The 20,606-nt window shown below is 39.4% G+C and carries 22 protein-coding genes; all 22 read right to left on the reverse strand.

Annotated elements, in window-relative coordinates; all coding sequences use genetic code 11:
• Positions 1-99 precede the first annotated feature (99 nt).
• Entirely contained in the window at positions 100-972 is an 873-nt protein-coding gene (gene dprA, locus AC58NB_RS03675) for a DNA-processing protein DprA (protein WP_497425466.1), read from the reverse strand.
• Between the two features lie 84 nt (positions 973-1,056).
• Positions 1,057-1,959 carry a succinate--CoA ligase subunit alpha gene (gene sucD / locus AC58NB_RS03680; RefSeq protein WP_497425467.1) on the reverse strand — a complete coding sequence of 301 codons (903 nt, stop codon included), beginning with the start codon at positions 1,957-1,959 and terminating at the stop codon, positions 1,057-1,059.
• 18 nt (positions 1,960-1,977) lie between these two features.
• Positions 1,978-3,138 carry an ADP-forming succinate--CoA ligase subunit beta gene (sucC, locus tag AC58NB_RS03685; RefSeq protein ID WP_497425468.1) on the reverse strand — a complete coding sequence of 387 codons (1,161 nt, stop codon included), beginning with the start codon at positions 3,136-3,138 and terminating at the stop codon, positions 1,978-1,980.
• Positions 3,139-3,422: 284 nt separating this feature from the next.
• Positions 3,423-3,692, reverse strand: a complete 270-nt coding sequence (locus AC58NB_RS03690) for an EscU/YscU/HrcU family type III secretion system export apparatus switch protein (RefSeq protein WP_497425469.1) — start codon at positions 3,690-3,692, stop codon at positions 3,423-3,425.
• Complete coding sequence (locus AC58NB_RS03695; protein ID WP_497425470.1) at positions 3,689-5,143, reverse strand: hypothetical protein; 1,455 nt, start codon at positions 5,141-5,143, stop codon at positions 3,689-3,691. Before AC58NB_RS03695 ends, AC58NB_RS03690 begins: the two co-directional genes overlap by 4 nt.
• 50 nt (positions 5,144-5,193) lie before the next feature.
• Positions 5,194-5,961 (reverse strand): ribonuclease HII, encoded by a 768-nt coding sequence (gene rnhB, locus AC58NB_RS03700; RefSeq protein ID WP_497425471.1) that lies wholly within the window; start codon positions 5,959-5,961, stop codon positions 5,194-5,196.
• Between the two features lie 82 nt (positions 5,962-6,043).
• The gene (ylqF, locus tag AC58NB_RS03705; RefSeq protein ID WP_497425472.1) at positions 6,044-6,907 is read right to left on the reverse strand and encodes a ribosome biogenesis GTPase YlqF; all 864 of its coding nucleotides are present in this window, start codon (positions 6,905-6,907) and stop codon (positions 6,044-6,046) included.
• A 19-nt stretch (positions 6,908-6,926) separates the two neighbouring features.
• On the reverse strand, positions 6,927-7,484 hold the full coding sequence (lepB, locus tag AC58NB_RS03710) for a signal peptidase I (RefSeq protein WP_497425547.1): 558 nt from the start codon (positions 7,482-7,484) through the stop codon (positions 6,927-6,929).
• A 143-nt stretch (positions 7,485-7,627) separates the two neighbouring features.
• Complete coding sequence (rplS, locus tag AC58NB_RS03715; protein WP_491076871.1) at positions 7,628-7,972, reverse strand: 50S ribosomal protein L19; 345 nt, start codon at positions 7,970-7,972, stop codon at positions 7,628-7,630.
• 134 nt (positions 7,973-8,106) lie between these two features.
• On the reverse strand, positions 8,107-8,847 hold the full coding sequence (gene trmD, locus AC58NB_RS03720) for a tRNA (guanosine(37)-N1)-methyltransferase TrmD (RefSeq protein ID WP_497425473.1): 741 nt from the start codon (positions 8,845-8,847) through the stop codon (positions 8,107-8,109).
• Positions 8,847-9,365, reverse strand: a complete 519-nt coding sequence (gene rimM / locus AC58NB_RS03725) for a ribosome maturation factor RimM (protein WP_497425548.1) — start codon at positions 9,363-9,365, stop codon at positions 8,847-8,849. The genes trmD and rimM overlap by 1 nt, the downstream gene beginning before the upstream one ends.
• 16 nt (positions 9,366-9,381) lie before the next feature.
• On the reverse strand, positions 9,382-9,768 hold the full coding sequence (locus tag AC58NB_RS03730; protein ID WP_497425474.1) for a YlqD family protein: 387 nt from the start codon (positions 9,766-9,768) through the stop codon (positions 9,382-9,384).
• Positions 9,769-10,389: 621 nt separating this feature from the next.
• Positions 10,390-10,620 (reverse strand): KH domain-containing protein, encoded by a 231-nt coding sequence (locus AC58NB_RS03735; protein WP_497425475.1) that lies wholly within the window; start codon positions 10,618-10,620, stop codon positions 10,390-10,392.
• Positions 10,621-10,634: 14 nt separating this feature from the next.
• On the reverse strand, positions 10,635-10,907 hold the full coding sequence (gene rpsP / locus AC58NB_RS03740; protein ID WP_490995913.1) for a 30S ribosomal protein S16: 273 nt from the start codon (positions 10,905-10,907) through the stop codon (positions 10,635-10,637).
• 95 nt (positions 10,908-11,002) lie between these two features.
• On the reverse strand, positions 11,003-12,349 hold the full coding sequence (ffh, locus tag AC58NB_RS03745) for a signal recognition particle protein (protein WP_497425476.1): 1,347 nt from the start codon (positions 12,347-12,349) through the stop codon (positions 11,003-11,005).
• A gap of 11 nt (positions 12,350-12,360) precedes the next feature.
• On the reverse strand, positions 12,361-12,699 hold the full coding sequence (locus tag AC58NB_RS03750) for a putative DNA-binding protein (RefSeq protein ID WP_497425477.1): 339 nt from the start codon (positions 12,697-12,699) through the stop codon (positions 12,361-12,363).
• Between the two features lie 350 nt (positions 12,700-13,049).
• Positions 13,050-14,039 carry a signal recognition particle-docking protein FtsY gene (gene ftsY / locus AC58NB_RS03755; protein WP_497425478.1) on the reverse strand — a complete coding sequence of 330 codons (990 nt, stop codon included), beginning with the start codon at positions 14,037-14,039 and terminating at the stop codon, positions 13,050-13,052.
• 13 nt (positions 14,040-14,052) lie between these two features.
• Complete coding sequence (gene smc / locus AC58NB_RS03760) at positions 14,053-17,622, reverse strand: chromosome segregation protein SMC (RefSeq protein ID WP_497425549.1); 3,570 nt, start codon at positions 17,620-17,622, stop codon at positions 14,053-14,055.
• A 42-nt stretch (positions 17,623-17,664) separates the two neighbouring features.
• Positions 17,665-18,390, reverse strand: a complete 726-nt coding sequence (gene rnc / locus AC58NB_RS03765) for a ribonuclease III (RefSeq protein ID WP_497425479.1) — start codon at positions 18,388-18,390, stop codon at positions 17,665-17,667.
• Positions 18,391-18,574: 184 nt separating this feature from the next.
• A complete protein-coding gene (locus AC58NB_RS03770; protein ID WP_497425480.1) occupies positions 18,575-18,808 on the reverse strand; it encodes an acyl carrier protein in 234 nt (77 codons plus the stop codon).
• A gap of 73 nt (positions 18,809-18,881) precedes the next feature.
• On the reverse strand, positions 18,882-19,628 hold the full coding sequence (gene fabG / locus AC58NB_RS03775; protein WP_497425481.1) for a 3-oxoacyl-[acyl-carrier-protein] reductase: 747 nt from the start codon (positions 19,626-19,628) through the stop codon (positions 18,882-18,884).
• Entirely contained in the window at positions 19,621-20,580 is a 960-nt protein-coding gene (gene fabD / locus AC58NB_RS03780) for an ACP S-malonyltransferase (RefSeq protein ID WP_497425482.1), read from the reverse strand. Before fabD ends, fabG begins: the two co-directional genes overlap by 8 nt.
• Positions 20,581-20,606 lie beyond the last annotated feature (26 nt).

Consider the following 20,606-nt stretch of genomic DNA (forward strand, 5'->3'; position numbering starts at 1 on the left):
ATAACAGAAATCATAATTTTGCAACTTAAATCGTTTCGGAAAGACAGTTAAAATTGATTATCTTCGTCCATACAATGCATCAGAGATCTCTATTCAACATCACCACTCGTACAGGATATCATTAGCATGATTGATTAATTTGGCACCTTCTTTTATCAATTCATGCGGACCAGCAGACAGTTCAGAAAACACACTTCCAGGAACTGCATAAATATCTTTTCCCTGTTCCAAGCCATGTTGAATCGTGATGAATGTCCCACTTCTTTGTTTCCCCTCTACCACTAAAATAGCCCTTGATAAACCGCTGATAATTCGGTTTCTCATCGGAAAGTGCCAAGGTTCCGGTTTCATAATGGGTGGATATTCAGACAGTATTACCCCATTTTTCTCCACGATCAAATTAGCAAGTGCTGTATTTTCTTTCGGGTATATATTGAAAAGACCTCCACCAATTACAGCAATAACCTTTCCACCACTTTGAAGAGCCTTGAATTGCGCATGTGAATCAATCCCTCTTGCTAATCCACTTACGATACATACATCAGCCTTAACTAAATCCGGAATCAGATAGTTCACCATCTTTTTTCCATAATCCGTAGGGGCACGGCTACCTATTATGGCTAATATTTTGGAATTATGCAAGAGCTCAGGGTTTCCCTTACAGTATAATATCCATGGCTGCTGATAAATAACGGACAACTGATGAGGATATAAATGATCCAGAAATGTAATACAGTGAATGTGGTTTTTCTCATAAATAGAAGGCATTTTTTGAAGGTCTTGATTGTGGAGGTCTTTCATAAATAAAGAGGTCTTTGAAGAGGATAAATCCAGTGTTTCCATCCAATAACGAAATGGTTGGTCATACATATTTAGGAGATTCGGATCTTTTTTTAAAATACGATATTGAGACTTCCAACTTATGCCCCTACAATGGTCAAGATGCACAAGTCTGTTCTTCCACTCATCCATAACAGTTTCACCTCATTATATTATTTAGAATGATATATAAAGATGCTCCCCTTAAGATGAATAAGAGGAGCTTGTCTTTGTTACTTAATGAGTTTTACATTGATCATAAAGCCCTTGTTCTTTTAGTACATTTAGCATCGTTTCACCCATTACAGCCGGAGTTTCAGCCACTTTTATACCACATTCATTCATAACACGGATTTTTTCATCGGCAGTCCCTTTTCCACCAGAAATAATGGCACCTGCATGGCCCATACGTTTCCCTGGAGGAGCAGTTCGTCCCCCGATAAATCCTGTTACTGGTTTTGTCATATTCTCTTTAACCCATTGTGCTGCTTCTTCTTCAGCAGTACCACCTATTTCACCGATCATAATAACCGCATACGTTTCGGGATCTTCATTAAAAGCCTTTAAAACATCAATGAAATCTGTTCCATTGACTGGGTCCCCACCAATACCGACCGCAGAAGACTGTCCAAAGCCCGCCTGAGTCAATTGGTGCACCGCTTCATAGGTTAATGTACCAGAGCGAGAAACAACGCCTATATGTCCTTTTTTGTGGATATAACCAGGCATGATTCCTACCTTGCATTCCTCTGGTGTAATAACGCCCGGACAGTTTGGCCCAATCAGACGTGTTTTCTTACCTTCCATATAACGTTTTACTTTCACCATATCCAATACAGGAATATGCTCTGTTATACAGATGACGAGATCCAATTCTGCATCAACTGCTTCTAAAATGGAATCAGCAGCAAAAGGGGCCGGAACATAGATAACGGAAACATTGGCACCTGTTGCTTTTTTTGCATCAATTACTGTATTAAATACAGGAACACCCTCAGCTTCTGTGCCGCCTTTACCAGGTGTCACACCACCTACAATTTTAGTTCCATATTCAAGCATTTGCTGTGTATGAAAACGGGCAGTAGAGCCTGTAATTCCTTGTACAATTACTTTTGAATCTTTATTAACAAATACGCTCATTTCATATACCCTCCAGTGTTAGCCTATTAACGAAACGATTTTTTGTGCACCATCAGCCATTGATTCTGCCGCTGTGACATTAATACCGGATTCCTCTAAAATCTTTTTGCCAAGTTCTACATTTGTACCTTCCAAACGTACGACAAGCGGAACCTGCAGACTAATTTGCTTAGCTGCTTCTACAACACCCTCCGCAATAACATCACATTTCATAATGCCACCAAATATATTTACAAAAATCCCCTTAACATGGCTGTCTGAAAGGATAATTTTAAATGCTTCCGTAACTTTCTCAGCCGTAGCACTGCCTCCAACATCCAGGAAGTTTGCAGGAGTCCCGCCATAATGATTAATAATATCCATGGTGGACATAGCAAGACCAGCTCCGTTAACCATACAGCCAATATTGCCATCAAGAGATATATAGCTTAAGTCATATTTCGAAGCTTCAATTTCTTTTGCATCTTCTTCTTCAAGATCACGGTATGCGACAATATCCTTATGGCGATAAAGAGCGTTTTCATCAAAATTCAGCTTAGCATCCAAAGCCATAACTTCACCGTCACCTGTGATAACCAGAGGGTTGATTTCAGCAATAGAGCAATCCTTTTCTATGAATGCTGTGTAAAGACCAGTCATAAATTTAGCTGTTTTATTGATTAATTCTTTTGGTATATTAATATTAAAAGCTATTCTTCTAGCTTGGAATGCAGTTAATCCAATTACAGGATCAATAACTTCCTTGAAGATTTTTTCCGGTGTCTTTTCAGCCACTTCCTCAATTTCTGTTCCACCTTCTTCAGAAGCCATTAATACGACTCTTGAAGTCGCTCTGTCAAGAACAAGGCCAACATAGTATTCTTTCTTAATATCGCAGCCTTCTTCAATAAGTAAGCGTTTTACTTCTTTTCCGTCAGGACCCGTTTGATGTGTGACTAATACTTTGCCGAGTATTTCACCAGCATATGTACGAACCTCATCCAGCGATTTGGCAACCTTGACGCCACCAGCTTTCCCTCTTCCTCCCGCATGGATTTGAGCTTTTACAACAGTAACCGCAGTTCCAAGTTCACTTGCCGCGTTAACCGCTTCCTCTACTGAAAAAGCAACTTTTCCATTAGGAACCTTTACCCCGTATTGTCTGAGGATCTCTTTACCTTGATACTCATGGATATTCATTTCTTATCCTCCCATCAAAACTTTCAGACTATAAAAAATATATTGCGTTTTAATTGTATTAAAACTAGTATTTAAAGTCCAATAATATAAAGCGTTTTCTCCAAAAATCGGTAAATATTTTGAAATTTATTACAAAAATTATCAAAAAAGGCATACCAAATAAAGGTTGCATTATACTTTGTTCAACCCTTATTCAGTATGCTTCCGCACGCTATTTCTTCGAATCTTTCGCCTTCTGACAGACTTATAGTTTAATAAATTTCTCTATTTCATAAAAATTCGAATTATTCGCCTACCTTTTTATCCATTTTGTAAATAAAAGCAAAAACCTCAGCTACTGCCTGGTATAGCTCCTCAGGTATCGATTGATTAATCTCAAGCTGCGACAATAATTCAGTAAGGCTTGGATCCTTCCGAACTGGAATTTTGTGTTTTTCAGCTTCCTCTACGATCTGATCCGCAATCATCCCTTTTCCCTTAGCGATTAATTTTGGTGATATATCCTGATGTTCCTCATACTTTAAAACCGTAGCAGCTTTTCTATTTGCCATCATATTTTATAATCCACCCCACTGTATCCATAAACAGGATAGTATGGTTTATCCCGTTCTAAATTTGCGGTTTTTCTTTGGACAAAATCATCTATTTTTACCGTTGATAGCAAGTAACCTTTCTCCTCCAGATTTTCCTTCAATATAGGCATCAGAGAATTCAAAGCTTCGTTAGCTTCTTTCTGCCTCACCGTCCATATCTTTAAACTGATAATCCGGTTCTGAATATTCATATCGATAACGGTATCTTCTAAATGTAAAAGCTCCAAATAAAATACGATTTTGCAATAGGCAGGATCAATTGTCCCATCTTTACGTTTTCGTCCAGTCCATTGTAAAGTTACATCATTTTGAACAAAGGGAAATGGAACAGGGATTTGCATAAAAACATTCTGTAATGGTCCAGTTTCCTGTGATAATAAATGAAAGGCAGCTAATCGTGTAAGAATGGTCTCAGCTTGATTTTTAAGTTGTATGGGTGTATTTTCAGCCATTAATTGCAATAATAAGTCTTTTAACATGTCTGGCCCTTGCTGGTCCGACTGATTTACCCCACCGATCCCCAGTGATTGCATGATCGAATTCAACGTCTTAAATAAGGTATGATTTTTATCGAGTTGACTGAATAAATCATTTTTTAAAATTTCTCCTTGGACCTTTACCCATTCTTCAGATGTTAACTCAGGAGGACGATTGCTCCCTCCCTTAAATACTCTATCAATCCAGTCCTGCAATCTATTAGATCCATCATTTGTAGTAACTGCTTGTCCTTCTTTAAAGACCACACCTGCCTTTTGTATCAGTTCTACATCTTCATCTATAAGGCTCAAGGCAGTTTTTTGAAAGACTTCACTTTTGCCTGACTGAAGTATATCTTCTACTCTTTTTAACATGTAAGTGTATTTGTCCGAATCAGTATATGCCTTAAGATGATCCGAAAGAGATTCAAGCAAACTCGTTAATGGTTTTCCAGTTTGAAGAGATAAAAGTGCATCTAGTGCAATTTTATGAACAGGCAGCTGATTCATAAAAGCTAATTTAGCGATTGGCAATCCTTTTAAAGGGTCATCTAACGTATTCACCCAATTCAGAGCAGTCGTAAAACTGTCTTTTGTTATAGTCATCTGATTGGAAATCACCATTTGAGCAAGAGCTGAACCCATCTTCGAGCTTTTTATATGGAATAAACTCAATAGTTGATCGGATAAATCACGATTGGTTATACCTGCCCCTGAAGGCATAACTTTTAGTTGAATCAAGCCGTTCTCAGATTGCTTGACCTGAAATAGATAACGTACATGTGCTTCAACTGGCACTTCCATTTTTGCCATAAGTTTTGTTCCATTGACCATCAATTCAGCCATTTGATGAGGGTGAAATTTTATAATCTTACCGGCGAATATTTGTCCATCTCTAAATCCCGATGAAACCTTGCTAAACTCAAGTTTATTCATCCATGATTCTATATTCATAACAGACTGCAAAACATCACCCCTCTCTTATTCTATTTATCTTTTAAAGGAGCAAACGTCATCCTGTGCCAATCTACCGGTCCATGCTTTTTGATCGCTTCTAGATGACTGCTCGTGCCATAACCCATATGCTTATCAAAGCCATATTGCGGATACTTCACTGCATATTCTTTCATAAGCCTGTCTCTCGTTTCTTTGGCAATCACTGATGCCGCTGCAATGGAGATGGATTTAGCATCTCCTTTAATTAATGATATTTGAGGAATAGGTAATTCCAGTTCCATCGCATCAATCAAGGCATATTCAGGGAATATCTTTAACTGATTCACAGCGGTTAGCATCGCTTTCTTCGCTGCTTGATATATATTTATTTCATCTATTTCTTGACTGTGGATAATACCAACTCCGACCGCAAGCGCCCTTTCCTGTATGTACTGGAAGTACTGTTCTCTTTTTGCCGCAGAGAGTTGTTTGGAGTCATTGAGACCGGCTAAATAGAACTTTTCAGGCAAAATAACGGCTGCAGCTACCACAGGGCCCGCAAGCGGTCCTCTACCCGCTTCATCTATTCCTACAATATATTTATAGCCTTCTGCCCTTAATTGGTTCTCATAGATGGATATAGACTCAAAATGACGTCTTTCCGCTTCCTTTCTTGCTATCGACTTTTCAAAGCCTGACAGAGCTGTCTGGACACCTTTACGCTGATCCTGGCGGCATATCTCGATGAAAGGATCCTCCATAGTTTGTAACTCCATCAATTTATTTTTTATTTCTGATATCGTAAGTGATTTCGTCATTGTCCAGTTTCCTTCCTAATTACTATCGGTTTACCCTTGCAAATGTAAAGACCCCCATTTCAGGGGGTCTGCAGTTTATTTATTATACATCAGTTTCTAAATCAGATGGAGATTCAAAAGTCAATCTTCCAAGTTTTTGTGAACGGATGTCTCTAATAATCAATTCGGCTGTTTTATCATAGTTAACCATACCGCCACCAGCTAAACAACCACGGAATTGCCCTATATGATCAAAAGCTTCTACAATTTCTTCAGGGATGGTATCAAGCTTATATCCTTGCTGTAAACGCGCAGGATATTCCCGTTCCAAAAATTTTAGTCCATAGATGGCAATATCATGCAGGTTCAGTATAGTATCCTTAATAGCACCAGTTACAGCTAGTTTATAGCCTACTTCCTGATCCTCAAACTTCGGCCATAAAATTCCTGGCGTGTCCAATAATTCCAGCTCCTTACCAACTTTTATCCATTGCTGGGCTTTTGTGACACCAGGCATATTTCCTGTTTTAGCAATATTTTTCCCGGCTAGCCTATTTATTAAAGTAGACTTTCCAACATTCGGAATTCCGACAATCATAGCTCGGATTGCACGTGGTTTAATTCCTCTTGATTTCATTTTTTCTATTTTATCTTTGAGCACTTCCTGAGCCCCAGCCATAATGCTTTTCAACCCGGTTCCCTGATGTGCATTTACCGCCACTGCTTTAATTCCTTTAGCTTCAAAATAGGCCAACCATTGATTTGTTTTACTTTGATCTGCCATATCAGCTTTATTCAAAATAACCAGCCGAGGTTTATGCTGGATGATTTCATCAATCATCGGATTTCTTGATGATTGAGGTAACCTTGCATCCACCAATTCAAATATAATATCAACAAGCTTTAATTTTTCTGTTACTTCACGACGGGCTTTCGCCATATGCCCGGGAAACCATTGTATCGTCATACTTTCACCTTTTCAGTCTTTAGTCAACAATTCTAAATTCACTTAACGGCCAGTAAACAAGACTCGTCTTACCGAGAATGTCACTTTGCTTGATTGTTCCTATATGGCGGCTATCTTTAGAATATCTTCGATTATCCCCCATAACAAACACTTCACCTTCAGGAACGGTTTCACGACCAATAATCTCTTCCAGAGTAAACGGTTCAGTTAAAGGTCCATCAATAACTTGTTCCTTAGCTTCATCCAAATAAGGCTCCTCATAAGCTTTTCCATTAATATAGAGCGTATCATCTTTATATTCTATTTTATCACCAGGCAAACCAATTACTCTTTTAATGTAATCTTTTTCTTCCGTTGCATGAAAAACAACTATATCAAATCGCTCAGGTTCACCGATTTTATAGGATATTTTATTGACTACCATTCTATTTTCATTATGCAGGGTCGGCATCATCGATAAACCATCAACCAATATAGGTGCAAATAGGAAATATCGGATGACTGCTGCTAATATAATTGCTATAACTAAAGCTTTAATCCATTCAAAGATCTCATTCTTCCCTTTTGACTTAGCCATTTTCGAAACACCGCCTATATCTTTCTCTGTATATGTATAAATATATACATTTCCCATTAAAAAGCCAATAATTTAATATATAATGTGAAAAAGGAGCTTGTGCCAGCACAAGCTCCCTCTATCCACTCACGTTACACACGTAATTATCGGATTTCTTTAATACGCGCTGCTTTACCGCGTAGGTTACGCAAGTAATAAAGCTTAGCACGACGTACTTTACCGCGACGGATAACTTCCAATTTAGCGATACGTGGTGTGTGCATTGGGAATGCACGTTCAACACCTACACCATAGGAAATTTTGCGGACTGTGAAAGTTTCACTGATTCCGCCTCCACGACGCTTGATTACTACGCCTTCGTATACCTGAATACGTTCACGAGTTCCCTCAACAACCTTAACGTGTACTCTTACAGTATCACCGGCACGGAAAGAAGGAAGATCAGTTCTTAATTGATCCTTCGTGATTTCTTCGATTAATTTATGCATCGTATTCAACTCCTTCCACCCAATGCTCATATCAGCCTTTTAGGATCATGACAGCGGAACATTGTTATAAGAGCAAAGGTTTTACACCTTAACTCACAAAATTTATCTTATCACATAAAACACCTGATTTGCAACTACCTATCTTCACTTTTTATTTCTTCAAGCCATTTTTTTTCTTCCTGAGATAGATCGTATAGCTCCAGAAGATCAGGACGCCTTTGCCAGGTTCTGCGTAGAGATTCTTTTTTTCTCCACTCATCAATATATTTATGATTGCCTGATACAAGAACATCCGGTACTTTCATTCCGCGGAAATCAGCTGGGCGGGTATAATGAGGATGCTCAAGAAGCCCTGAACTAAAGGAATCCAATACTGGCGAATCCTCATTGCCCAACACACCTGGCAATAATCGGACTACACTATCAATAATGACCATTGCTCCGAGCTCTCCGCCAGTTAAAACGAAGTCCCCGATTGATATTTCATCAGTCACCGCATACTCACGGATCCTCTCGTCATACCCTTCATAATGTCCGCATACAAAAATAAGCTGATCTTCCTTCGCTAGCTCTTCTGCTTTGGCTTGAGTGTAGCGTTCGCCTTGCGGGCATAAAAGAATAACCCGTGGCTTCTTATCCTGTTCTTTTGGGGTAATTTCTTCTAAGCAATCAAAGATTGGCTGAGGCTTCAATACCATTCCAGCTCCGCCGCCATATGGATAATCGTCTACAGATTGATGCTTGTTATCGGAGTAATCACGGAAATTATGTGTATGATATTCAACTGCTTTTTTCTCAGCAGCCTTCTTAAGGATTGATGACCCAAAGACCCCACTGAACATTTCCGGAAATAATGTAAGGATATCGATTCTCATTAGTCCAGCAATCCTTCCATAGGCTCAATTGTAATCATTTTAGTATCTACATCAATCTCTTTTACGACATCATCAATATAGGGAATTAAAACTTCTTTACCGCCTGTCCCTTGAATGACCCATACATCATTTGCACCCGGTGATAGAATTTCTTTTACCACACCAAGTTCGGCACCCTCTGTAGTACACACCGTACATCCGATGATTTCATGGTAATAATACTCACCTTCTTCAAGGGTACCCATTTGTTCTTCTGTTATTTTTAGAACTCCTTCTTTATAAGCCTCCACTGCCTCAATTGTGTCATGACCTGCAAATGTCAATAAATAAAAGTTCTTGTGTTGTCTTGAAGCTTCTACAGTTACTTCAATAGGCTGATTGGAATTCTTTTTGAAGATATATAAAGTGCTTCCCTTCTTATATCTTTCTTCCGGAAAATCTGTACTTGAAATAATTCTTACCTCACCTTTGATTCCGTGAGTATTAACGATCTTGCCAACTTTAAACCACTTTTGCATTTCTTTATGTTCACCTCTATTTAAATTCATCAATGATACCATCTTTAACGATGATCGTCTTAGTTTGTACAACTTCTTCCCAATTTTGCCCTACTTCAATATCAATTATCGCTTGAACTTCACGTTCCTTTAATTCACTTCCATACGGAAGAATATCAAGCTGTTGTATCTGAAAGTCGACCAACTTCACCTTTTCTTTACGTATCTCAATCTCTTTCTCGAAATGAGTTTTCAAACTGGCTGGCTGGAATTTCTTTGTTTTTTCTAATTTTTTCAATTCAAAACGTAACTGATCACATTCTTTGTTCAACACGCTTTTCTTAGATTCAAATTGCTCCAATAGCTGCAGCTTGCTCCTTTCTGTCAGCACCTGTTTCACTATAATATTTTGAAGTATTTTCATTAGGGCACCTCTTTCCTACATACCAATCAAACAATTTTATTACGGCACTAAAGGAATCTTAAAACCATCCATGATAAGCGTCATCATTATAGTTACTTTCTTTTCCAATCATATGTAAGGATATCTTCACTTATATATCAAACAAAACCCCATCAACATTCATAAGTTAATACTATCCCGAAACCACCTAAAAAGACAACAAAAAGCTGAAGGGCCTCGCCCAGGAGCGAGGAGCATAAGACAAAGGCACGGAGGGGATGACCTTCCCCCGTAGAGGTTTTGCTTATGTCCTGAGCTCCTAGGCCCTGAAGCTAGATTGAACAAAAAGCTGAAAGAGCTCGTTCAGGAGTGAGGAGCATAAGACAGAGGCTCGGAAGGGGGATTTTCCCTGTAGAGGCTATGCTTATGTCCCGAACTCCTAGGCCCTGAAGCTGGATTAAACAAAAAGCTGAAACGACTGTATTAAGGAACGAACCCCCTACATTCGTCAATCCACCCAGAAAACCTGAGATACGCACAAGGAAGGCACGTAGGGATGTTAAGGGCATCAATCACCCCTAAGTGCTTGACCTTAAAATTCATGAGTATATAAGAAAAAGGAGGGATTGCTCCCTCCTTTTTTCAATCGCGTATTTCCAGATAGACTTTTTTGTCATTCTTGGATGCAGCGGTATACACTACCGTTCGAATAGCTTTAGCTACACGCCCTTGTTTGCCGATTATTTTACCCATGTCATTCTGATTAACAGAAAGGATATAAACAATCTTGTTGGCTTGTTCATCCATTGATACGGTCACGTCATCCGGATGATCAACAAGAGGCTTTACGATTGTTTCAATCAGTTCTATCATAACGGACCTTTATATTACTTGCTTTGCTTCGCGTTGTGGAATTTTTCCATGATGCCTTCTTTAGACAACAAGTTACGAACTGTGTCAGATGGTTTAGCACCGTTTTGAAGCCATTGTAAAGTTAGTTCCTCGTCAATTTTCACTTCAGCTGGGTTAGCAACTGGGTTGTAAGTTCCAACTGTTTCAATGAAACGACCGTCACGAGGAGAACGAGAATCTGCTACTACAATACGATAGAAAGGAGACTTTTTAGCTCCCATACGTTTTAAACGAATTTTTACTGCCATTTTATACTTGCACCTCCGAATAGTATCACACAAGATAGTATATTACCAAATCTATATACCCTTGTAAAGTGTTTTTTCTTAACACCCTTATTTTTTTACATAAAAGGTAGCTTAAAGCCGCCTTTTTTCTTACCTTTTTGCTGCATGCCAGTCATTTGCTTCATCATTTTTTTCATGTCTTCGAATTGTTTCAGAAGGCGGTTTACTTCCTGGATCGGTCTTCCGCTTCCTTTAGCAATCCGTTTACGCCTGCTGGCATTAATAATTTCAGGCTGTTCCTTCTCTTTCTTAGTCATTGATTTAATAATGGCTTCAACGTGAGCAATTTGTTTATCATCAATGGAAAGATTGTTCATACCTTTGATTTTGTTTGCACCTGGAAGCATTTTTAATATATCATCCAGCGGTCCCATTTTTTTGACCTGTGCAAGCTGTTCCAGGAAATCATCAAATGTGAATGAGGCTGTACGCATCTTCTTCTCAAGTTCACGCGCTTTCTCTTCATCCACATCCGTCTGGGCCTTCTCAATCAATGTGAGGACATCGCCCATCCCGAGAATCCTGGAAGCCATTCGTTCAGGGTGAAATGGCTCAAGTGCGTCCATCTTCTCACCCATACCAACAAATTTAATCGGTTTTTCAGCTACTGAGCGAATAGATAATGCTGCACCACCACGTGTATCTCCATCCAATTTAGTTAAAATAACACCGGTGATCTCGAGTTGGTCGTTAAAACTTTTAGCTACATTGACTGCATCCTGACCTGTCATTGCATCTACAACTAAGAAAATCTCATCAGGTTTTACTGCTTCTTTAATTTCAGTCAGTTCACCCATCAAATTCTCATCAATATGCAAACGCCCTGCCGTATCGACTAACACATAATCGCAATGCTCTTCTTTAGCTTTCGCAACACCCTGCTTGGCAATCTCTACGGGACTTACTTGATCTCCCAAAGAAAATACCGGCATAGTAAGTTGACTGCCTAATGTTTCAAGCTGCTTAATCGCTGCGGGACGATAAATATCGGCAGCAACGAGCATTGGTTTACGGTTATATTTTTTACGGAGCAGATTCGCCAGTTTACCGGTAGTTGTTGTTTTACCTGCACCCTGTAAACCAACCATAAGGATAACTGTTGGCGGACGGTTTGATACAGCAATCTTACTTTGCTCTCCGCCCATTAATTCCGTCAATTCTTCCTTAACAACCTTGATTACCTGCTGACCAGGTGTCAAGCTTTTTAAAACTTCTTGACCAATAGCCCTTTCATTGACACGCTTGATAAAATCCTTAACTACTTTAAAGTTAACATCGGCTTCAAGAAGTGCGAGCTTTACTTCTCTCATCATCTCTTTTACATCAGCTTCCGTAACTTTACCCTTGCCTCGAATTCTTTGCAATGTGCCCTGCAGTCGGTCGGCTAAACCTTCAAATGCCATTATGCCGCCTCCTAATCTAACTTTTCAAGAGATGCTATAATCTCAATCAGTTGTTCTTTAACATGTTCTTCATTAATCTGTTCTGCTAAACTTCCTAACTTATTGAGCAAAAGGCTGCGTTCCTGTGATTTATCAAACAGTAAAAGCTTAGCCTCGTATTCTTCAAGCATCGCTTCTGTTCGCTTAATATTATCATAAACGGCCTGGCGGCTCACCTCATATTCATCGGCAATTTCACCCAGGGAATAATCGTCCAGATAATATAGAGACATATAACTTTTTTGTTTTGGTGTCAGCAATGATTGATAGAAGTCATATAGGTAATTCATCCGCATTGTTTTCTCGAGCATTACTGACCCTCCAACTCTGTTAAGTGAAATACCTTTACAAATACAAGTTTAATCGGTAAATCAAAGAATGTCAAGAACCCATTCCCAAAGAGATAAAGCTTGTTTTATCAAGGTTTTAGAGGGGCGCTGTCACATACAAGTCAGAATGTAAAAATTGATTTTACCCCTTTTATTAAACAAGCGTTAATTTCAGAATTAGCGTTCTACTCTCTTAATATCGATTCTTAGAGAGAGCCAACGTAATTCACGTTACACCCTATAGGAGCCTCCAGGTTACTAATCTATTTGGGATCCTTATTACATACAAAAAAGAGCCTGTGATTGACCACAAGCTCTTCCTTCAAACATGTTTATTCTTCAGCTTTATCTACTAATTCAGCAAACAAACCATACACAAATTGTTCAGCATCAAATACCTGCAAATCATCCATTTGCTCTCCCAAACCTGCAAATTTAACCGGTATTCCAAGCTCATTTCGAATCGCAATAACGATTCCGCCTTTTGCTGTCCCATCCAGCTTTGTCAGAACAATTCCGGAAACATCCGTCGCTTCCTTAAAGGTTTTCGTTTGAATCAGCGCGTTCTGACCTGTTGTAGCGTCCAGAACTAGGAGCACTTCATGTGGTGCACCCGGGACTTCCCGTTCAATAACCTTTTTAACCTTCTCAAGCTCTTTCATAAGATTAACCTTATTTTGCAATCTACCCGCTGTGTCGCATAGAAGGATATCTGCTTTACGTGCTTTGGCAGCCTGTACGGCATCGTACATAACCGCAGCAGGATCTGAACCGGCTCCTTGCTTAATCACATCTACACCAACCCGGTCTCCCCATACTTCCAATTGTTCGATTGCACCAGCACGGAATGTATCCCCCGCTGCCATAAGTACCTTTTTGCCCTCACTTTTATATTTATGAGCAAGCTTCCCAATCGTTGTCGTTTTACCAACACCATTTACGCCAACAAATAGAATGACTGTCAGCTGACCGTCCTGAATGTTAACCGCATTGGATTGCTCCTCACCAGATTGATAAATTTCCACTAGCTTCTCAGAAATAACGCTTTGCACATCTTTTGTGTCTTTAATATTGCGGCGTTTAACTTCGAATTTCAATTTATCAATTAATTCCATAACAGTTTCGACACCGATATCTGCCTGAATCATGACGTCTTCAAGCTCTTCAAAAAAATCTTCATCCACTTCTCGGTAACGAGCAACTAAATCGTTGACCTTCTCCGAAAATGAATTCCTTGTTTTAGTTAATCCTTGTTTAAACTTTTCAGATGTAGTGCTTGTCTGTTCAGTAAACTTTTCTTTTAGCTTCTTAAAAAAACTCATGTATTTACCACCTTTATGTTGATTCAATCAATTGCCTGGATTCCTCCATACGGACAGACACCAGCTTTGAAACTCCTGATTCCTGCATCGTAACACCATACAGAACGTCAGCTTCCTCCATTGTTCCCTTACGGTGAGTAATCACAATAAATTGGGTCTCTTTACTATATTTCTTTAGATACTGGCTAAAACGGTATACATTCGCTTCATCAAGCGCTGCTTCCACTTCATCCAGTATACAAAACGGTACCGGTCTTACGCGCAAAATCGCAAATAGGAGGGCGATGGCTGTTAATGCACGTTCTCCACCAGATAATAAACTGAGATTTTGCAGCTTTTTACCTGGCGGCTGAGCAATAATATCCACACCAGTATTCAGTATATCATTCGGATCTGTTAATTTGAGTTCAGCACGTCCCCCTCCAAACAGCGATGGGAACACCACATTGAATTCCTTTTTAATCGCATTGAAGGTAATCTCGAAACGGCGCTTCATTTCTTCATCCATTTCATCGATAACCTCAAACAATGTATCTTTCGCTTCCTGCAAATCATCTCTCTGGGCAGTTAAAAATTCATATCGCTCAGAAACACGATCGTATTCTTCAATTGCGCCGATATTTACGGTTCCCAGCTCTTCAATAGAAAGCTTAATTAATTTAACTTTACGCTTCGCTTCTTCAGGTTCAACCGAAAGCTGATATTGCTTTTTAGCCGCTTCAAATGTGAGCGTGTATTCTTCTCTCAGTGTATCTAAACGGGCATCCATCTCCACATCTAATCGATTCAACTTGATTTCTTCATCTTTTAATGTTTCAGATAAGCCTTTATATTGACGCTTCCACTCTTTTAGTTCAGCTTCACTTTCCTCAACAAGCTCCAATAATTCTTGTCGCTTTGTCCGTAAAACATTAATTTCACGAACCGCTTCTTCCTTCTGTTCCAGCTTTTCTGCAGCTGTTTGTTCCAGACTGGTTTCTCCTGTAGAGCTTGATGACATTTCGCCATCTAACAAGGCAAGATCTTCCTCATTCTCACGAATGTTTTGTTTCACTTCATTCATTTCGGATGTCAATCTCTCCACTTCATTTTGCTGGTGCTGAAGTTGTTCCGTTTTTGAGGCTAATTGAATCTTTAATTCATTTAATTCCTCAACCAGGACATCCTTGCTCGATTGGTCCATCTGCTTTTGTTCTGTATACCTACTAATATCGGTATCCATTTGTTTTATAGATATTTCATAGGAAGAAAGGCTGTTTATCAATTCTATTTTCCGTTTTTCTTTTAGATGACGCTCTTCATCGAGAGAAGATTTTTCCATATCATAAATGGTCAATCGTTCATTGACATTGCGCTCTTCAATTTTAAGTTCCCGTATTTGCCCTTTAATGGATTCTTCATTCAGGCGAAGAGTTTCCCCAGCTTCTCGAAGGCGGGTGACTTGTTTTTCAGACTCAGCTAAATCTGCTTTTATTTTCTTGACATGAGCTTCCAGTTTAGCTGTCTGTTCTTCCATTTGCGTAATTTTATCAACCAACTCTTCTTTTTCACCTTTACGCGAAAGAATAGAAGAACCAGACTGCCTGTTTGCTCCACCAGTCATCGCTCCACCAGGGCTGACAATATCTCCTTCAAGGGTGACAATTCGATATCGATACCCAGCAAGTTTGGCAATTTCATTAGCTCCGACTAAATCTTTCACAATGAAAACATTGCCTAAAAGGCTCATCATGACATCTTTATATTTCTCATCAAACTGCACAAGATCAGCAGCAAGTCCAATAAAGGCCTGATGGGATGCGGATGTCTGCAAAACTTGAGCTGGCACGTATTTCCCTTTAATAGTTGATAAAGGCAGGAAGGTAGCTCTGCCCAAGCGGTTCCTTTTTAAGAAAGCAATCGCAGAACGGGCATGCTGTTCTTCTTCTACAACGATATTTTGTAAAGCTCCGCCCAATGCAGTCTCAATCGCAACAGCATAATCCTTCGGCACATGAAGCAATTCAGCAATAGCTCCTTCAATTCCGTGTAAATTTTTATTCTTCTCTTTAAGAATCTCCTTTACACCCTGGAAAAATCCGGAGTAATCCTCTTCCATCTCTTCAAGCATTTCTTTTCTTGATTTTGCTTTTTGCAGGTATTGATAAGCCTGATAAAGAGTTTTTTCTTGTTTTTCATATTGTGTTTTCAAGTTTTCATGCGAACGTTGCAAATCACGATAACGGTGTATTTGATTCTCCAAATCATGCTGAACAGCATGCAGGCGTATTTCCGTTTCTTTCAAACGAGCCGTCACCTGTTCCCTTGAAGACAATAATTTTTCATTATCCTGATCCAGCTTTGCATGCTTATTTTGCTGCTGGCTTAATTGCTGTTCCAAATAGGTTAGCTCATGTTTTGCCGCTGCCTGCTGGTTCAACTGTTCAATATACTCACTTTTTAATGCATCAATCTTCGCTTCCAGATCTCCATCAAAGTTACTGAGCAGGCTTTGTTTCTCTTGCAATTTCTGTTTTGATTTTTTTGTTTCTGCTTGGAGAAGATGCAATCTGCTCATTTTCTCATCCCGAACATTGGTAACCTGAATTAATTTATCTCTCCAGTTTTGCAAACTTTTTTCGAGATGCTGTTTGTTTTGGCTTGCATTCTTCATTCTTTCAATGAGAACTTGTTTACGTCCTTCTACCTTTTCAAGTTCTTCACTGACAGATAACAGGGTAGACTGCAGTAATTGAATACGATTATCAAGCTCTGATAGTTGCAATCGGATCGCCTCTACCTCAGATTCTTTTTTCTGAATTAATAATCCGAATTGAGAATCCTTTGCTTGATGATCTTCCAGCTGTTTTGATAAAGCCGTCCATTTTTCATGAAGAACTTCTATCTCATATACAAGTAAGGCAGCTTCAAATTCCTCAAGCTCCTCTTTTTGCTGAAGATAATCGCGGGCAATGGATGCCTGGATTTTAAGCGGCTCCACCTGCCCCTCCAACTCATGCAGTATATCGTGAACGCGGTTCAGGTTAGCTCTTGTTTCCTCTAGCTTAACTTCCGCTTTCTTCTTCCTTGTTTTATATTTTAATACACCGGCAGCTTCTTCAAATATCGTGCGGCGTTCCTCCGCTTTACTGCTTAAAATTTCTTCTACTTTTCCCTGGCTAATGATTGAAAAAGCTTCCTTCCCAAGACCTGAATCCATGAATAAATCAACAATGTCTTTAAGTCGACATGGCTTTTTATTAATGAAAAAGTCACTGTCACCAGAACGGGTTACCCTTCTTGTGACACTAACTTCATGGAAATCAATCGGAAGGAACTGACTCTCATTATTTAAAGTTAGCGTAACTTCTGCAAAGTTAAGAGCTTTTCTGGAGTCACTTCCAGCAAAGATGATATCCTCCATTTTGGATCCTCTTAACGATCTTGCAGATTGTTCGCCCAACACCCAACGAATTGAATCTGTTATATTACTTTTGCCGCTCCCATTCGGACCCACCACAGCAGTTACACCTGAGACAAATTCAACGGAAATACGTTCAGCAAAAGATTTAAAACCTACTATATCCAATCGTTTCAAGAACAATTGTTTATCTTCTGACATGGTACCCAACTGCCTTTTAATTTTTTATTTACTGCTTTTCTGCAAGTTAATCAGTGCTTGCTGTGCAGCATGCTGTTCTGCTTCTTTTTTTGATTTGCCCTTACCTGCACCAAATTCTTTCCCATTCAAGGAAACTCTGGCAACAAATTCTCTATTATGAGCAGGGCCTTTTTCGTTCAGTATTTTGTACTCCAATGTACCAATACCATCTTTTTGAACCAATTCCTGTAGCTGGCTCTTAAAATCCATCACATGAGAAAAAGCACCGTCGTCGATTTTGGGATAGACAGATTTTTTTAGAAACTCAATTACAACATCTAATCCCTGATCTAAATATAAGGCACCGATAAACGCTTCGAAGACATCTGCCAAAAGAGCCGGGCGTTCTCTACCGCCAGTCATCTCTTCCCCTTTACCCAATAAAATTAAAGGGCCAAAAGAATATTCAAGCGCAAATTTAACAAGGGAAGGTTCACAAACAATAGCAGCCCTAAGTTTTGTTAGTTCTCCTTCGCTCATCGTGCTAAACTTTTTATATAAAAACTGAGAGACAGTTAATTCCAGCACCGCATCCCCTAAAAATTCCAGCCTTTCATTATCTTCGTATGGTTTTCGACGATGCTCATTCACATAGGATGAATGTGTAAATGCTTGTTTTAATAGGTTGATGTCGTTGAATGATACACCAAGCTTGTCCTGAAATGCCATAAAATCCGCATCAGTATTTGTCTTTTTTTTACTTTTTTGCATATTGACCCCCTGCTAATCTGACTAAAAAGTTTCTCACATTTTAGTATATATAAATCCATAGAAATGGAAAAGGCACAAAATGAAAACGTCATTCTCTAATCTCAGTGTTTTTCATATATACAAGCATCTTTTATAATAGCATGAAAAGCTCCGTATTTATACGGAGCTCTCCAAAGGAAACTAATTAGTTTTGGCTTTTTATGTAGTTCACAGCATCGCCAACAGTTGAAATTTTTTCAGCATCATCATCTGAAATTTCCATACCGAATTCATCTTCAAGTTCCATTACTAATTCAACAACATCAAGTGAATCAGCACCAAGATCATCTTTAAAAGAAGCTTCAAGTGTAACTTCGGATTCATCTACACCAAGGCGATCTACGATTATTTTAGTTACTTTATCTAGTACGTCTGACACAACTTCACCTCCCTTCAAGCATTATACCCTAATCCATTGTACAAGGGTTGGTGGATATATTCAATCACTTATACTACATGACCATTCCACCATCGACCTGAATCGTTTGACCTGTAATATAACTGGAATCTTCGGAAGCCAGGAAAACGACTGTTTTAGCCACATCTTCAGGACTTCCAAAGCGGCCCAGCGGAATTTGTTTCCGCATTTGTTCGCCAACTTCCTCATTTAAATCATTAGTCATATCTGTTTCAATAAAACCGGGGGCAATTGCATTTACCGTAATTCCACGCGCGGCTAATTCCTTGGCGGATGTCTTGGTTAGACCGATGACACCTGCTTTTGCAGCTGTATAATTAGCCTGACCAGCATTGCCGCTCACACCTACCACAGAAGAAATATTGATAACTCGACCTTGCCTTTGTTTCATCATCAGTCTGGAAACTGCTTTCGTACAAAGGAAAACACCTTTTAAATTCGTATTAATAACAGAATCCCAGTCATCTTCTTTCATGCGAATTAACAGATTATCACGTGTGATTCCAGCGTTATTTACTAAAATATCAATTTTACCAAATTGTTCAGCAACACTTTTTACCATAGCAGTAACCGAATCAGCATCCGTCACATCTCCCTGAATAGCAACCGCCTCACTGCCAATTTCTTTTATTTCACTGACCACCTGTCCAGCTTTTTCGCTGTTCCCGGCGTAATTCACAGCCACGGAGGCTCCTTCTTTCGCCAGAGCAATGGCAATGGCACGGCCTATTCCTCTGGAAGCACCCGTAACCAGTGCAACTTTCCCATCCAATTTACCCATTTGCTTTAACCTCCGCTTCAAGTGAAGTGACCACATTTTTACATGTTTCAATATCTTTGATTGAGTGTATTTTTACGCTTCGGTTGATTTTCTTGACTAAACCTGAGAGAACAGTCCCTGGACCAAACTCGATAAAAGTCGTCACACCTTCATTGATCATATACTCAACTGATTGCTGCCATTTTACTGGAGAGTACAGCTGTTTAACTAGGCTTTCTTTTATTTCACTGCCAGTTCCTGCTTCAGTGCCTGTATAGTTCGAGATAATCGGATATTCAGGAATCCTAATATCGATACCATTTAGATTTTCCGCAAGCTTACTTGCTGCAGGTTTCATCAATGAGGAGTGAAAAGGACCGCTCACTTCCAGAGGAAGCACTCTCTTTGCTCCTTTTTCCTTCGCAAGCTCTCCTGCCAATCTTACTCCCTCAGTTGTTCCGGAGATAATGATTTGACCAGGAGAATTTAAATTCGCTAATTGTACAGGTTCACCTTGATTAGTGATCGTCCTTGTTACTTCTTCTAACTTTGACTCATCCATACCAAGAACAGCGCTCATCGTTCCCATCCCGGATGGAACAGCCTGCTCCATATACAAGCCTCGATTGCGCACTAATTTAACTGCATCCTCAAATTGAAAAGATCCAGCAGCTGTATAAGCTGTATATTCGCCAAGACTGTGACCGGCCATATAATCTGGTTTTACATCAGACATTTCACGAAATACGCTAAGAAGTGCCAAACTGGTAATCAAAAGACTTGGTTGTGCATTATATGTACGTGTTAAATTCTCCTGTGGACCTTCGAAAATCAGCTTACTAAATTCCTCACCCAAACATTCATCCGCTCTCATAAAGAGGTTTTTTGCATTCGGAAAATTATCGTAAACATCTTTTCCCATCCCAACTGTTTGTGACCCCTGACCCGGAAAAATAAAAGCTAATTTAGTCATCATATCCCCCTTATATTCGTTCCCCT

Source organism: Pradoshia sp. TA40_28, from assembly GCF_059694525.1.

Bases quoted from the DNA above. Each gene is read 5' to 3' on its own strand.
- sucD (WP_497425467.1), bottom strand. From the start codon at position 1,959: ATGAGCGTATTTGTTAATAAAGATTCAAAAGTAATTGTACAAGGAATT.
- fabG (WP_497425481.1), bottom strand. From the start codon at position 19,628: ATGGGTAAATTGGATGGGAAAGTTGCACTGGTTACGGGTGCTTCCAGA.
- dprA (WP_497425466.1), bottom strand. From the start codon at position 972: ATGGATGAGTGGAAGAACAGACTTGTGCATCTTGACCATTGTAGGGGC.
- lepB (WP_497425547.1), bottom strand. From the start codon at position 7,484: ATGGCTAAGTCAAAAGGGAAGAATGAGATCTTTGAATGGATTAAAGCT.
- rnc (WP_497425479.1), bottom strand. From the start codon at position 18,390: ATGCAAAAAAGTAAAAAAAAGACAAATACTGATGCGGATTTTATGGCA.
- ffh (WP_497425476.1), bottom strand. From the start codon at position 12,349: ATGGCATTTGAAGGTTTAGCCGACCGACTGCAGGGCACATTGCAAAGA.
- sucC (WP_497425468.1), bottom strand. From the start codon at position 3,138: ATGAATATCCATGAGTATCAAGGTAAAGAGATCCTCAGACAATACGGG.
- AC58NB_RS03750 (WP_497425477.1), bottom strand. From the start codon at position 12,699: ATGCTCGAGAAAACAATGCGGATGAATTACCTATATGACTTCTATCAA.
- rimM (WP_497425548.1), bottom strand. From the start codon at position 9,365: ATGCAAAAGTGGTTTAAAGTTGGCAAGATCGTTAATACTCACGGAATC.
- AC58NB_RS03730 (WP_497425474.1), bottom strand. From the start codon at position 9,768: ATGAAAATACTTCAAAATATTATAGTGAAACAGGTGCTGACAGAAAGG.
- AC58NB_RS03695 (WP_497425470.1), bottom strand. From the start codon at position 5,143: ATGAATAAACTTGAGTTTAGCAAGGTTTCATCGGGATTTAGAGATGGA.
- ftsY (WP_497425478.1), bottom strand. From the start codon at position 14,039: ATGAGTTTTTTTAAGAAGCTAAAAGAAAAGTTTACTGAACAGACAAGC.
- ylqF (WP_497425472.1), bottom strand. From the start codon at position 6,907: ATGACGATACAATGGTTTCCCGGGCATATGGCGAAAGCCCGTCGTGAA.
- rnhB (WP_497425471.1), bottom strand. From the start codon at position 5,961: ATGACGAAATCACTTACGATATCAGAAATAAAAAATAAATTGATGGAG.
- rplS (WP_491076871.1), bottom strand. From the start codon at position 7,972: ATGCATAAATTAATCGAAGAAATCACGAAGGATCAATTAAGAACTGAT.
- AC58NB_RS03735 (WP_497425475.1), bottom strand. From the start codon at position 10,620: ATGATAGAACTGATTGAAACAATCGTAAAGCCTCTTGTTGATCATCCG.
- fabD (WP_497425482.1), bottom strand. From the start codon at position 20,580: ATGACTAAATTAGCTTTTATTTTTCCGGGTCAGGGGTCACAAACAGTT.
- trmD (WP_497425473.1), bottom strand. From the start codon at position 8,847: ATGAGAATCGATATCCTTACATTATTTCCGGAAATGTTCAGTGGGGTC.
- AC58NB_RS03690 (WP_497425469.1), bottom strand. From the start codon at position 3,692: ATGATGGCAAATAGAAAAGCTGCTACGGTTTTAAAGTATGAGGAACAT.
- rpsP (WP_490995913.1), bottom strand. From the start codon at position 10,907: ATGGCAGTAAAAATTCGTTTAAAACGTATGGGAGCTAAAAAGTCTCCT.